Source organism: Gryllotalpicola reticulitermitis (assembly GCF_042651345.1).
GTDB lineage: Bacteria > Actinomycetota > Actinomycetes > Actinomycetales > Microbacteriaceae > Gryllotalpicola > Gryllotalpicola reticulitermitis.
The window spans coordinates 1-14,377 of the sequence record NZ_JBHSCN010000006.1 but is presented as its reverse complement, the minus strand read 5'-3'; the positions used below and the strand labels follow the sequence as shown (position 1 = coordinate 14,377).

The following is a 14,377-nucleotide window of genomic DNA, read 5'->3' as shown; positions in this document are numbered from 1 at the left end:
GGAGGACACCACGGCAAGGGTTCAAATCATTTCGTGGGGGTGGGCCGCAGCCGGTGTGGCAGCCCTCGCGTTCGTCGGCGCGCTGGCGCCACTGTCCGCAACCGGGTGGGTCGCAGGACTTTCCTATCTCGTGGTGTCGACGCTCCTCGTCGCGCGGGGTCTCGGGCGGCAACGGCCGGCGCGCTTCGGCCCGGCCAACACCGCGACCGCAGCCCGCTCGGTGCTGATCGGCGTAGTCACGGCACTCGTCGCAACCTCGCTCACACAACCGGTTCCGCCCTGGGTGGTGGTCACCATCGCGTCCCCGGCGCTTGCGCTCGACGCAGTGGACGGATGGCTCGCTCGCCGCACCGGTACGGAGACGGCGCTGGGCGCGAGGTTCGACATGGAGGTCGACGCGTTCGCCCTGCTTGCACTCAGCGTCTTCGTAGCCGGCACGCTCGGCTGGTGGGTCGTCGCAATCGGTCTGATGCGCTACGCGTTCGTCGCCGCGGGATGGGCCATGCCGTGGCTGAAGGCCCGGCTGCCCGCCCGCTATTGGCGCAAGGTCGTCACAGCCGTCTGCGGCATCACGCTCGTGCTCGCGGCCACAGGAGCTGCGCCCTCCGCTCTCGCCGGCGGGGCCGTGGCTCTGGCACTCGCCCTGCTGGTCGAATCGTTCGGTCGCGACGTCGTCTGGCTCGCGCGAGCACACCTCAGCGCGAGGGAGGGGCTGACCGAGGAAAGCGCCGAAGCGGCACTGAAATGGTGGATCTGAGGGGACTCGAACCCCTGACCCCCTGCATGCCATGCAAGGGAAACCCGGTTTGGTGGATGTAGGTGGAACGCCGCCAGTTTACTGGGGAGTCCTGGCCTTGGCCTGTTGGAGGGCAGGCGGTTTCGGGTGGTCAACGTCGGCTGTCGGCGGTTGAAAGCGTCGAGTAAACGTCGACCTGTGGCTCTGGGGTCTCACCGGGGTTCGAGAGGGGAAGGTCCGCATCGCCGTGGAGGTCCCGCTCCACGCGTGCGCTTCCGCGATGGCGGTCAGTCGCGGAGGTCGAGCTCGTGGAGGAGCCCGTAGCCGAGCTGCGCACTGCTGTTCATGTACTCGTTCCGGCCGCCCCACACCTCGACATCGCGTCGCTGCCCTGAGCCGCTGCCGACCATGACGTAGTCGCCCTTGCGGGTGAGGACGGTGCGGTCCACCCGGTGATCGACCGGCTTGCCGTCGTCGTCGCAGATCCGGATGTCCGAGTACCCCGCCTCGTTCAGCAGGGCCTGGGCCCTCAGATATCCAGCCGGACCGAAGCTGCGTTGCACGTTGACGCCGTCGGTGGGGAAACGGTACTCGGCCACCTCGCCGTCGGGGGTGGCCATGAGCCGGTTGTCGAGCGTGTCGTAGCTGTCGGTCATGCCGTTGAACTGGCGCCCCTCGAACAGCCCGGCGACATCGCGCACCTCGGAGAGGACGGGGCCGTCGGTGTACTCCACCCGCAGCCACGAGCTTGCTGTCCCGCGCGACTGGGTGACCGAGAACTTGACGCCCGGGAACCGCGCCTTCGGCTCCGCCCGGAGCATCTTGGCGGTCTCCCCCACCGTCGGCCTGACCACCTTCCGCTCGGCCATCGCCTGTCGCTGCTGAGCTTCCACCAGAGCCTCCCTCCGGGCCTCATCGAATGCGGCGGAGACCCGGCCGCCGAAGTCCTCGCGGTCGATCTCCAGGCACATCTTCAACGCGAGGGAGAACAGCTCGCCGTCAGAGACCTCGGCGTCGTGGAACTGCGCCTCCAGGCGCACCACGGGCAGCACGTCGTCCAGCATCTCCTGAAGGATTCGGCCCTCGCAACTGGACATCAGGCGCACCGCCTCCCGCTCGGCGGCAGCGTCCAGGGCTGCCGCGTCTACGGGCGCGGAGCTGTGCGACCCCAGGCTGCCGCCGGGGCGCGTTCCCGCCTTCTCGGCGTACTTGCCCACCTCGTCGTGGAGGTGGCCGTTCGCGTCTTCGATACCCATGGCATCCATGTGCCCTGCGGGGGCAGGGCGCGCGCCTCACTAACTGCGCTGCGCGGGCGCTTCATTGATTGATGCGGCTTACGACGGCCGAAAACGCCAACACGCTTCGGAAACGTCACCCCGACCGAGCTTGAACAGCGCGCCCACGTCACATTTGGGATTTACACGATCCGCGTCAACTCACGCTGAAACAGTCTCGTTTATTACGAGACCACGGAACTGAATTATTTGTCTGGACTGCCGTCTGCGCTCCGCTGACGCTGGTAGTAGGCGTTGAAGGCGTCCATGTTACGCAGATCGATACCTGCTGCCCGGTCTGCGGGCACTCCAAGAGCTTCGGCGGCCAAGCTATTGGCCAGACGCAGGCGTTGCCCGCCGATGAGCATGAACCAGACGAGACACCCGAAGCCTGGCAGGATCGGAAGCCAGGCCAGCGGGCTGCCCACCACCAGCAGCGCAAGCACACCAAACACCGCAAGCAAGAGCGCGACTATCCCGGCCGATCTCCATGCCAGCCACGAGCGCCGCATCCGGAGCGCCCTGTACAGCGCCAACTTCGGCGCCTCAGCCTCCGGCTGCGCGGCGGGAGATTGCTGCGCCCGCAGAGCTGACAGGCTCGCATCAAACTGAGCCGGAGTCCAAATGTCCAGCTTTCGGCTCTGCGCACGAGTCAGCGCGTAGCTTGCTCCGGCGAGGGCTTTGACCTTCGAGTATTCCACCTGTGAGATCACACCCACGACTACCGCCACGGCGACGCCGAGACCAAAAATCGAATTCCCGATCCACGCGTCCCGGACCAGGATCAGGACAACGAACCCGCAGACCAATATGGCGCCGACGATGCTAAAACCGAGAACCAAGATCCGCGCATACCGACGGTAGTGGGCGAGCGCGGTCTCCGGCAGCCTCCCACCCCATCGGCTCGCACGCCCACGCCCTTCGAAGCCTCGCCCGGTGTTCGAGTCCGCGTTCATCGTGGTCGCCTAGCACCCCTTCTTTTTCTTCTTTGCCGTTGCGGCTGCGGCCGTGTCGACCAACGTCCCCGTCCCGCCGAACATCGCCGCTTGAGTGTCCGCCGCGGTTCCGATCAGCGCCAGGTTCGAGCCTTCGGCTGCAATCCCGTCAACTATGACACCGCCGGCGCCGATCGCGGCACCTGCGGCGCCGAAGGCCAGACCCGTGCAAGCCACGCCATCGTCTTGGTTGAAACAGCCGGGCAGATCCAAGGAAGTAGCCGCCACTCCGGCTGCGACTCCTGCGATAGCCAATCCGATCGACAAGCCACCGCTCAGAGGAATTGCCAGCACACCGAGGGCGACTGACGCGATTCCAAGACCGATTCCCAAGGCAGTCTTCCAACAGAATTGTCCGTTGAGATCGACCTGGGCGAGCGGATCACCGTGGGCATATGTGTAGGGGTTGGCGCATCCTCCTTGGGTCGGGTCTACGGATAGGAACCGGGCTTCAGCGGGATTGAACTCCCGAGAGCCGAGCAGGATGAATCCGGTGGCATCACTGGTGAGCTTGCCATCGGCGCCGAACCCGCCAAAGTCGGAGATGCCGTTGCCGTTCGGTGCATCGCCCCCGCTAATCACAGTGCCCCACGGGTCATATGCGATGGCGGCCCCCTGTTGCGCTCCGCTCCCATTTGTCGTGAGCGTGACGTTGCCTTGAAGGTCGGGGTAGGACCAAGTCTGCGCATTTGAGGCCTGAACAGTGACTTCGATCCCGCCTGGCAGTGAAATATATTGCTGAACGACCGTTCCGGATGCGTCTTCAGTCGCCACCGGGTCGTCATCAAGCCCCGCGTAGACGTAGTCAACCGTCGAGGGGCTAGCCCCGGACTGTTGTTGTGTAGCGAGTCGATCTAGAGGGTCGTACGTGCTTGAGGTTGTCACCCCGGCAGGGGTCGTGGTCTGCGTGACACGACCGCTACTGTCCCAGGTCAGAAGCGTGCCCTGGTCATCTGTTTGATTGCCATATTCATCAAAGGCGTAGGCGGTCGAATTGGTGATCGAGGGAACGCCGCCCGTGCTGTCAGCCGGGCCTGCGTTAGTGCTGGTCTGGGTTGGTTGATCGGCATTGTTGTAGCAGGTGAAGGTTCCCGTCGCGACGTTGTTCTTGATCGTCGTCACGACGGTGCGGTCGGTGTTCTCACCAGCCGCCCAGTTCATGCAGTTAGGCGCCCAGTCCACTACGCCCCCGTACCAATAGCTCTGCTGTTCACCGACCAGCCACGACTGGGTGAGACGTCCGGCAGCGTCGTAGTCATAGTCCGATGCGGTAACCCCGGCCGGGTTGGGGTTCACGAAAGTCCCGCCAGAGGCCACCAGATTCGTGGTGAGTCGGCTTGCGTCGCTGTACGTGGCTTGCTCCCCGCCGATCACTGCCCCGGTACTGGTTTTTGTGTACTCGATGGCGTTCTCGTTTCCATGCGAGTCGTAGGTCTCGGTGGCGGTCGTACCGTTCCCGTAGATCGTCTTTGTCGTTCGTCCCGTCGCATCGTATTGCACGGTGGCAAGCGTGTCGGCGGCCGATTGCGCGGGGCTTTGGACGGTAACCAGCCGCCCCGTGTCGTCATACGTGTTGTACACATTTCCCTGCGGGCCGCTCGTCGCCACTACTTCGCCGGCGCGGTTGTACGATACCGTGCTGGTGTGACCGTTGTCGTCATATGTGATCACACGCCCAAGAAGATCAACCAAGCTGGTGATTGTGATATTTGACCGCGAGTCAGTGACGGACGACTGCAACGGATCGCCGCCCACCCTATAGCTGTAGGTGATCGTGCGCCCAGCCGACGAGTCCGCATTTCCCGGAATGGTCTCGCTGATGATTCGGCCCCTGGCGTCATAGCTGGTGCACTGCCAACCTTCGGTGTCGATCTCGGCCGTCGTGCCCGTACGCTCACCCACCATGCGGCCAGCGTTGTCATAGACGTACTGCTGTTCACGAGCAGGCTGTCCAGCAGCCGGCGCAGGGTCGATTTCGGACTCAAGTAGGCCGCCCTGTGGAGTTGTACTGCTGGCGCCGCATACGGCGGCGATAGGGCCCCCCGTACCGGGGTAATAGCTGAAACTTGTCGTATTTCCAGCCGGAAGCGTGGACGACGCTTTCTGATCGTACGCGCCCGATCCGCTGTCGTCGTAGCCAGTTGCAGTCACCAGGTTTAGGCCGCCAGGGTCCTGAATGCTCTGAGTCGCTAGTCCATCCCACGGCCCGAGTACGCCATCTGGAGAGGAGTAGTCGGTCTGCGTGGTGTCGCCGTCTGGGTCCGTGGTGCCTGTCAGAGCGTGAAAGCCGGGGTTGAACAGAGCGTCGTTGAGTATCTGCGGGTAGGTACCTTCATTGAGATATACCGCAGCCTCATTTGGGGCCGTGCCCACCTCGCCGACGAAATCAATCTCGAACTGGTGCGCTCCGGCTGACAGGGTGAGGGCGTTATCGGCGTCCTCAGCAAGGCCGGTGTCCGAATTGTCCACTTGATCGGCCGTTACGTCCGCTATCTCAGCGCCGTCAACCCACATCGATGCCGGACGGTCAGACATTAGAGCCAACGGCATCGATTGGGCGCTGGCTAGATTGAGTGTGCCGGTGAGTCTCACGCTCCACGCCTGAGCGGTGCCCGCAGCAAAGGGCACCCCCGACCAGGCCATGCACAGGTCAGTAGCTTGCGTGCCGTTCGGACCGGTGCCGCAGAGCGAACCTGAAGGCAAGGACGCGGCGGAGTTTGCGGGGGCGGCGGATTCGCCTAGCAAACTTGGGGTGCCAGCGAAGTTGGCGTTCGGCCAGTACGTCGCGGCGAGCGTGTCGGTTTCACGCTCGACCGGCACTAGGTCCGAATCAGGAAGCGCCGCCCATCCCGAAGCGGTCGACTGGTCAACTTCGAATCCATTGTTCTCGCCTCCTGCGCCGAGATAGTCAACCTCGATGGAGTGGAATCCCGCAGCCAGGGTCAGCGTCGCGGAGTTTGAGGTGGACCACAGCGAACCTGACGTTTGGGCGCTGGTCAGGCTCGTTCGCTCTGATCCATCGATCCAGAGACTCGCCGGCTGCTCAGACGCCAGAGCGAGCGTAAGGGTCTGGGCTTGCGGGAGCACGAGACCGCCGGTGTCTTTGAGACTCCACTCCCCGCTGGCGTCCAGCGGGACCGGTGGACTCGCCCAAGCCATACAGAGAGTTTGGCCATCGCAGCCGGTGTAGTCGGAGTCGTACGCTGTGCTGGCCGGACCCACCGTTACGGGGGTACCGGCATACGTCGAATTAGACCAATAGCTTGCAGTTAGACCATTAGGAGTATAAGTGCTGGTGGTATGCGGAACGGTCGTGGCACAGCCGGAAACCGAAGCGGGGTCGGCGGCAGGGAGATACCCCGTCAGCGTGTAAGTGTACGGAGTGCTTGCTCCTGACGGCCAGGCGCTTGTGAAGCAGGCCTTAGGGGCGGGCCCGTACGTATCAGTCACGTCGCCGCTGGCGTCGTAGACCGTGGACGTCTGCAAACCTGCCGGGGTCACGCTCACGATCTGCCGCCCATCGGAATCCCAGGCGCTCTCCGTCGGGTTCTGCTGCCACTGCGCATCCGTGAGGATTTCGTTCTTGCTGTCGTAGGTCACGTCCCGCGAGTAGCCTGCGGTCGCCGATTGGCCGTCAACCAGCATCGTGGTTGAGCCGCTGCCATAGTTGTACGAGCGCAACGGGGGCGTTCCCCCCGGCGTTGGGGCCGGTTGCTCCACATCAAGGACGCGGCCGTTCACGTCGTAATTGACAATGGTGTCCAGATCGCAACTCGTGGATGTGGAGGCGGCGGTACACGCGGCCGGCACGTCGGGGCGGCCGGATGCTATGTAATCGGATGCCAACGCATCCCGAATGTCATCGATGCGGTCGCTGGAGTCATATCCGAAGAGAGTGGTCGTGTTGCCTGGATCTGTGATTCCAGAGATCTGCCCATTGGTGTTGTAGGCGAACGTGGTGCTGTCACCGTCCCACCAAGACACGTCGCACAACATTCCGGATGGTGCGGGATCGCTTAGCGGGCAATTTGCGTTGCCGCCGTAGTACAGGTGGATGATTCGGCCCGACACGGGATCAGTGATCGTCTGCAAAGAGGACGGGGTACCGCCATATCCGTATTGCAGGGTCGCCGGGTGCCCGTCGTCCGTGGCGGTGGAATACGATGCCAAGCTGCCATCGGCATTAAATGTGTAGAGCGTATTATCGGCGGTCGATAGCTGTAGGTCCCCGTTGCCGTCGCGGGCGAGATGATCGTCGTCCCCGGCCGGGGCTTGATATGCTCCGCTCGGTAGCTGCGTGAATGTTGTGGTCTGCCCCGTCGTCGCGGTCGCGATGACCTGGCTCCCGTCGTCTACTACCTGTGTCCAAGTTCCGTTTGCTGCGTCCGCGGAGAGTGACCAACCTGAAGGCAACGACGAAGTGGTTGGAGTAAGCCAGCTTGACGGCACGATCGCCGGGCTCGCCGCGCCGGAGGCGGTGTTCTTAGCCCATAGCTGTACCCACGTGCTGACGCTCGGAAGGTTGCCGTAAGCCTCCCAGTCATCGATTTCGATTTGATATTGCTGGCCGCCAGCGACGGTATTGGTACTGTACGACGGTGTCGCATCGGTTGCGGAGCCCGACCAGTCATCGTATGTAGGTAGGGTGGACCCGTTGAGGTAAATCCGCATCCCCCCTGTGGTCTTACCGCCGAGGTCCCACGTGCCGGATGGAAGGGTGATATACCCCGTCCAGCGAATCAGATATCCGTTGGCCCCTGAGGGCACCCCGCCGATGATCGAGGTCCCATACTCCCCAGAGAGGTTGATGTTGGCATCCGTGCGCTGGCCGACCTCGTTGGATGGGTAGACATGCGCGTTGTTTGGGTCGAGAAAATAGGCGCCGACGAGGCCATAGTTGGTACCCCCCGATGCTGAAGCTGACGTTGATGAGGACAGCGAGTTGTAGTTCAGCGCGAGCGTCGCTTGGCCAGATGCCGCCTGGAGGGAATGCGTGCCAACGGTCAAGGCCAGGTCTCCGGTGACAAGGTTGACCGTCTCGCTCGACGGCGAGGTGCCCGGATTCGGCGCTCCCTGACTCGGAGTGGTGGTGCCCTGCGCCGAGTTGCCCACCGTGTCAGTGGGCGAAGAGCCGCCAGAGCCCAGATGCAGGTTGATCTTGATGGGGATGGCCGTCGGCGGTGTGGCGGGCGGCACATACCCGTCGTCCGTGGTGGAGATCGACGGGTCGATGGAAGAGTCCGAGACCGTCGCGTAATAGGTCAGCCCGTTCTGCAGGGACCCAACGTCCGGCGTCCAGTAATTACTCGACAACCATCCGGAGTCAATTTCGGTGCCGGATCCGTCGGCCTGTGTGGACAGTTTGAAGTCGTACCAAACGCTTTCGCCGGAGGCCCACGGGGACACCTGTGCTGCCTCGAATGTAGGTGTCGTGGTGGCAAGGGAACTTCCGGCGGCCGGCTGGGTGATCGTCGTCGGCTTTACGTTTTGGTAGTAGTAGAACGTCGTATAGAAGTCGGTTGGCTTGAAGATCACCGGGGACGTGGTGTGCCCGCTGTATGTGGAGGCGATTCCGGAGAAGCCCAGCCAGCTTCCGGACTTACCCATGAACCACGGAGTCAACTCAGCGTCGAAAGAACCGATGACGGCGGTGCCCGTTGTGCCGCCGACGGTCGTCGGCAGGTTCTGGGCGCTGGTGATGTCTGTGTACGTGGGCGTTGTAGATTGCGCCAATGTCAGGCCGTACACGTTCATAAGCTTTAGGCCACATGTTGACGGCTCGCAGTCTCCCTCGATGGCTGCGTGACTTAGCTGCCAGGCCGGTCCGCCGTTGGTTGGGGCCGGCGGCTGCGGTCGCGTGAAGTAGGCCGCCCCGACCCATGTAACACCTGTGCTCGCGTTCGGGCCTACTTCAACCTCACCGGTGACCTTTGACCCTGTGCTGCTCCAACTCACCGTCGATGTTGTGGCGTCGTTGTTGGAATCTACTTCCGCGATGTTCGGTTCGGTGTATGAGACGGTCGGATCGATCGTCACCGGAAAAGCCGAGACCGGCAGCGACTTTAGCCATTCGGCGGATACGGACAGCTCGAGGGTCGTGGCGTCCTTAGCGGTTACGACGGCATCAGCGTCGGCAACCGTTGCCGGAAGCGTCTTGACAGCTTGCGATCGTTCCGATGCCGTATCTGACAACGCCACCATGGGCGCCGGTACGATCGCGACCGGTGCACCGTCCGCTTCGATCTTGACGGTTCCGTCGCCACCACCGCTCAGAGTGGCGCCGGTGAGGTTGAAATCAAAGACGAAAGGGGCCGCCACACTCTTGAGCACCACGTCTTCGCTGATGCCGGCCGGCTGCACATTGTCGATGATGTCGGTGTCAGGCCAGAGACTCGGGTACGTGGCCGTGCTGGCGGACACGGTCGGAACGAGCGTCGGGTCGCTGGTTCCGACCGGCGCAAAGCCAAACGGGTGCACACCGTCGTCTAGCCGCTCACTCCCGCCGGGCGTGTCTAGCGGGCCGAATTCAGCCTCCCAGTTGTTTGCTCCGCTATGCCACGACGGGTCGTCACGTCCCGCATCACGAGTCAGGGAAGAGTCAATAGGCGTCCAAGACGAGCTGCCCTGCGGCTTATAGAAGTGGGGCTGGTCATACTCACGAATCGACAGGGAGCCATCCGAGTTCTGCCACGTCGACGTGGACGCCGTCCGATCCGCGGTGATCTCATTAGCCGCCTCTGGCAGCTTTGCGGACGATGTTGAGGTGAAAGTGCCGCGCGGGACTGTCGCCGACCGCTTGGATAGCCGGGGAGAATGGATAGACCCAGGCGCAGTGCTGTGTCCGGGCGTCACCGCCTGCGCTTGATCGCCCGTAATCGGCGTCGCTGTGGCAATGATGACCAACGTGAGAACAACGCACCAAATGGCGAAGGAAAAGTTGTTTCGTCGTCGCTTGTCAGAGCGCATCGCCACTCCTGAACCCTTCGACATGCCGGAGCGACGTCAATCCTCTAGACGGCTTCGGAATGGCGGACTAGCGCGACTGTGCGTCGCAGCGTTGACATTACGGGTGGCTGGACGGCGCTGACACGGCCACAAGTGGGGTCGCGGTCGATGACGCGAATGGTGTGAGCGTCGCGGTCGAGGGCTGATTCGGGTCAACGTGGATCTCCACCGGCACGTCTTACCGTCAAACCTGGTTCACCGGGCGGAGTGTGTAGTCAGAGTCACCAGTAATAACCTCACCCCGAATAGGGTGCCGGCGAAAGGCGCCGCCAGAAGACCTCGCCCTCGCTGTACTCGAACTCTGCCGGGCGCGCGGTCTGCCGGGCGCGGTGGCGCTCCAGAGCGGCCGCCTCGCGAGCGGCCTGGTCGGCCTTGCGCCGAACGGTTCGGCATCATCCCCCGGAACACGAGCGAGGTCGACGAGTCATGAGCGCGCTGGTCGCCGTCGCACTCGGGATGCGGATCGAGTTCTACGACTCGAGCGATCGGCTCATCGGCGCCGCGCTCCGGGAGGCCGTCATAGGCTCCGCCGTCCCGGCCGCCGGAGACCGCCTCGGCCGTGTCAGAAAGCGGCAGCTCTGCGCGCCAGAGGGGGCACGCGCTCCACGCCGTCGTGGATGCCGAGGCCAGGGAGATAGAGCAGCCAGTACCTGCGTACCCGTGCGGTGAGGTCCTGCATGCCGGTGAGCTGCTTGGAGATCGCCGGCGCGCCGACGAACAGCTCCACGAGCGCTTCCGCCGCCTCCTGCGGGGGAAGAGCAGAGTCCAGCTCACCCAGAGACCCAGCCTCGGTTAGCAGGCGCGCCGTGATGCCGATCCATCCCACGAACGGCGTGGGAAGCTCGACCTCGCGCAGCGCGGGATCTTCCAGCAAGCGCAGTGCGGCTCGCACGAGCACGTCATCGCGGAACCGCGCCGCGGTGACGAACGACAGCACGATCAGAGCATCAATGCCGGCGAAACCGCCCGCACGCACGGCAGCGAGCACGTCTTCCCACTGCAAATACTGGGTCTCGATCACCGCCTGCGCGATCTGCTCCTTCGACGCGAAGTGATAGGAAAGCGCCCCCCTTCGTCCTGCCGAAATGCGCGGCGATGCCAGACAGGGCAGCAGCCGCATAGCCGGCCTTGTCGAACTCGATCGCGGCCGCGTAAACGATCTCCTCGCGACGCACGATGGCATTTGGCTCCGTCATGCTGCCTCAGCATAGGGGCGTCGAGGTCAGCGGGCGCCGGTGTTGTCCACGTGCTGCGCGATGAGGGCATTGGCGGCGGCCGCGGGCTGCTCGGGCTGGTCGACCGTGATCGCTACGGCGCTGCCGGTGCGACGTGTGATGATGAGGCCCGGCCCGCGCCGGGCGACGTAGGCAAGCCCCGCTCCAGAGATCCGGAAGCCCCACCCGCCCCACTGGGTGGGCTCGATGGTGTCGGCCGTCACCGACGCGAGATTTTCCAGGCGGATGCGGATCAGCGGTGCATGCAGCAGTGCGGGCTCCAGACGGATACCGCGCCGGTCGATGGTGATCCGCACCTGCACGAGCGCGATGGAGAGCGCTGTCAGCACGGCGAAGAGGATCACTGCCGTCCACAGGCCACCTTGCCGGAGGGTCAGTGCCAAGACGACGCTCCCGATGAAGGCGAGCGCGACGGCGGCCGCGATGACTGCCAGGGCACGGCTTCCGGTCACGCCCGTCCATGAAATCCGCTCCTGCGGGTCCGCGGTCAAGGCCGGCCGCCGGCCGGCCGGTGTTCTCGGGGTTGGCCCTGGGGGCAGCAGGACATCGACGAGGCAGGCGCAGGCCACCGCGGCCAGCAGGATCAGCAAGCGCGCACCCAGGCGGGCGTCGGCCTGGGTAGCGGCATCCGCGGTCGCCCATGCTGCGACCGTCCATGCGCAGGCCGTGAACCCGGCGACCAGCGTGAGGACCGCCGGAACCGTCTTCGGCACGCTCCGCCGGGCAGCGAGCACGGCGGTCACGATAGCCGCGATCGTCACCACGACTGTGATCCCCGTGAATATGCGGAACGCACCCCAGGTCGACGCGAACCCGTCAGCCGGACCTGACCCCGACCAATGCGAGGCGATCGTCGCCCCAAGCCTCGCTCCGAGCCCGATCGCGGGCAACACGATCCCGACCACGGGCAGCACCGCCACGATGGACGCCAGAAAAAGCCTTGCACGTACCGCGGAACCATTCACGATGCCAACCCCTTCACCAGTGACGACAACTCGACAGCCGAAATCCCCAAGTTCCGGGCGTCCACCACGAGCGCCGATACCGACTGGAACAGTCGGCCAATCTCGGGACGGTCGCCGCCGACGACCATTGCACCTCGGCCGCGGCGCAGGTCGATGACGCCGGCCGCACGCAGAGCGTCGTATGCGCGTAGCACGGTGTGCATATTCACTCCCAGAGAAGCAGCGAGTTCGCGCGCGGCTGGCAGCCGTTCGCCGCGCGAGATCTCCCCGTTGGCGACGCCGAGCCTTACCTGCGCGACGATCTGCTCCGTAAATGTCGCAGGTGATGCGTCGTTCAAGCGAATCAACATAGTATGCATACTATGCAAATAATGGAGTTGCCGAAAGGACCGACTCCGAGCCGCGGCGCAGACGGCCGCGACCGTGTACGTCGGTCCGCGCAGGTTGACGATGGAGAGGGTCTACCGCGGTGTTCGAGGCCCGGGAGCCTGGAGGCTCACCAGCTCTGCAGGCGTCGTTCCAGGCGGGGTGAAGGAGATCACCTACAACTTCGACGAGGAGGCGAAGGCCGTGCGCAACTCCCTCGCATCCCCTGGGTGAGCACGTCCTTGTGGATGACGGCGGGGCGCTGCGAGACGAGCGTGCAGGTGAGCCCGCGCAGCCGCCCGCGCCGGGCGAAGTCCTCCATCGCGCCCAGGAGGTGCCTGCCCTCCTGCATGGGGCTCTGCGGGGCGAACTCGTCGGCCTCATCGAAGATGACGTGCATGGGCTCGCGGTTCGAGTGGTACAGCTCCTCGATGAACGCGGTGGCGAATCGGCGCTGCGCGGCCTTCCGGAACCCGGACAGGTCGATGACGGCGGGCACCCGGTGTGACATGAGTGCCCGGGCAATGACGGCGCCAGCCGTCTCCTCCAGTGGAACGTCGCCGTGAATGCCGCCGAAGACGACGACGGGTAGCCCGGGAGCGTTGCCGTCCAGGCTGGAGTGCAGGCCCCACCACGCGCCGACGGTGTCCATGACGACAACCTGCTGACCCGCCCCAATCATCTCTTCGGCCAGCACCTTCGCGGTGGCGGTCTTGCCGCGCCCGCGCTTGCCGACGATGGCGAACGTCTGGGTCACGGCCTCCAGGGGCATGGTGAGGCCGTCGCCGATGTTGAGCAATCGCGACTGCTCGCGTGCGCTCGGGGTCGTCATAGCGGTTGCCTCTTCTCCGTCAGCGTTCCGTTTCCGCGGCGCGCCTTCATCAGCATCTATGCGCTCTGCGGAGCTGCGGTCGCGCCCGGCGGGTAGCTGTTCCACTCGTCGGCGGTTCCGTCTGCGCTCCAGCAGTTGTTGCAGCCTTCGGCGGGGCACAGGATCTCGTCGGGGACAGCGCTCGTCAGCTACCCACTGCCCCCACCCGGGTAGTGATCAGCAGTGACGCCTGATGGCATGGCGTGAGCAGGTCCACGCCTAGCTCCCACCAGCGGCACGGCGGCGCGACAACGCCCACATCAGGGACTCGACGCATTCTTTCCGGCTCGGCCGTTCCAGCCAGTGGTGGTCTCCAGATTCCCGATACCGCCATCCGGGCGACTGCCACCGGGCATTGACGTAGCGCTTCCCCGGTGACCGGCGCTCGCGCGTGAGCATGGCGTAGCTGATGTGGCCGACGACCTCGTCGCCGACGCGCAGCTCCCACTCGCGGCCGACGCGCACGGTGCGACGCTCGCCGTACCTGTTCCGGATCTCAAGTTCAGAGCCGTCCTCGATCTGAACCAGGACCGGCTCGGCGTCTGCGGGGTGCTCGCTCGTGCTCATCGGGGCCATTCTCCCGGCTCAGACGGCGGCTTCGACGGTGAACGGGAACGAGCCACGCACCAGGATGTCGGTGTTGGGCAGGATCACACGCACGTCGCCGAGGGCGGTCTTGGACGTTCCCGCGACGCGGGACCGGGCGCCGTCGGATGCGATCACGATGTCGCCAGTCCGCAGTTCGGTGGCGCGGACGGCGATGGCTGATGTCTTCTCCATACCCACATCTATGCGCCGGATCGCGCGCCAGTGTCGGTGTCTGCTCTAGCTGTACTGACCCGGATCGTTGTTGACGTAGGAGAGGCCTCCGGGGTCGAGTTGGAGCTGTCTAGTTCGCCAGCTCGAACCCACGGAGGTCTCTCGTGTCTC

The 14,377-nt window shown here is 64.5% G+C and carries 10 protein-coding genes; 1 reads left to right on the top strand and 9 read right to left on the bottom strand.

Features of this window, described 5'->3' with window-relative positions; translation table 11 throughout:
* The first annotated feature begins 55 nt into the window (after positions 1-55).
* Entirely contained in the window at positions 56-757 is a 702-nt protein-coding gene (locus ACFOYW_RS13250; protein WP_390229710.1) for a CDP-alcohol phosphatidyltransferase family protein, read from the top strand.
* A gap of 266 nt (positions 758-1,023) precedes the next feature.
* On the opposite strand, the gene ACFOYW_RS13245 is transcribed toward ACFOYW_RS13250, so the two are convergent.
* The 9 genes from ACFOYW_RS13245 to ACFOYW_RS13205 all read right to left on the bottom strand — a co-directional run bounded on the left by ACFOYW_RS13245 (position 1,024) and on the right by ACFOYW_RS13205 (position 14,227).
* Positions 1,024-1,992 carry an LPD29 domain-containing protein gene (locus ACFOYW_RS13245; RefSeq protein WP_390229707.1) on the bottom strand — a complete coding sequence of 323 codons (969 nt, stop codon included), beginning with the start codon at positions 1,990-1,992 and terminating at the stop codon, positions 1,024-1,026.
* A gap of 224 nt (positions 1,993-2,216) precedes the next feature.
* Entirely contained in the window at positions 2,217-2,966 is a 750-nt protein-coding gene (locus tag ACFOYW_RS13240) for a hypothetical protein (protein WP_390229704.1), read from the bottom strand.
* A gap of 9 nt (positions 2,967-2,975) precedes the next feature.
* Entirely contained in the window at positions 2,976-9,971 is a 6,996-nt protein-coding gene (locus tag ACFOYW_RS13235) for a PA14 domain-containing protein (RefSeq protein ID WP_390231365.1), read from the bottom strand.
* Positions 9,972-10,572: 601 nt separating this feature from the next.
* Entirely contained in the window at positions 10,573-11,130 is a 558-nt protein-coding gene (locus ACFOYW_RS13230) for a hypothetical protein (protein WP_390229702.1), read from the bottom strand.
* A gap of 102 nt (positions 11,131-11,232) precedes the next feature.
* Entirely contained in the window at positions 11,233-12,210 is a 978-nt protein-coding gene (locus tag ACFOYW_RS13225) for a hypothetical protein (RefSeq protein ID WP_390229699.1), read from the bottom strand.
* Complete coding sequence (locus tag ACFOYW_RS13220) at positions 12,207-12,560, bottom strand: GntR family transcriptional regulator (RefSeq protein WP_390229696.1); 354 nt, start codon at positions 12,558-12,560, stop codon at positions 12,207-12,209. The genes ACFOYW_RS13225 and ACFOYW_RS13220 overlap by 4 nt, the downstream gene beginning before the upstream one ends.
* A 188-nt stretch (positions 12,561-12,748) precedes the next feature.
* A complete protein-coding gene (locus tag ACFOYW_RS13215) occupies positions 12,749-13,408 on the bottom strand; it encodes a helicase HerA domain-containing protein (protein ID WP_390229693.1) in 660 nt (219 codons plus the stop codon).
* 258 nt (positions 13,409-13,666) lie between these two features.
* Positions 13,667-14,014, bottom strand: coding sequence for a hypothetical protein (locus ACFOYW_RS13210; protein ID WP_390229690.1), 348 nt, complete (start codon positions 14,012-14,014; stop codon positions 13,667-13,669).
* Positions 14,015-14,032: 18 nt separating this feature from the next.
* Positions 14,033-14,227, bottom strand: coding sequence for a hypothetical protein (locus ACFOYW_RS13205; protein ID WP_390229687.1), 195 nt, complete (start codon positions 14,225-14,227; stop codon positions 14,033-14,035).
* Positions 14,228-14,377: the final 150 nt, after the last annotated feature.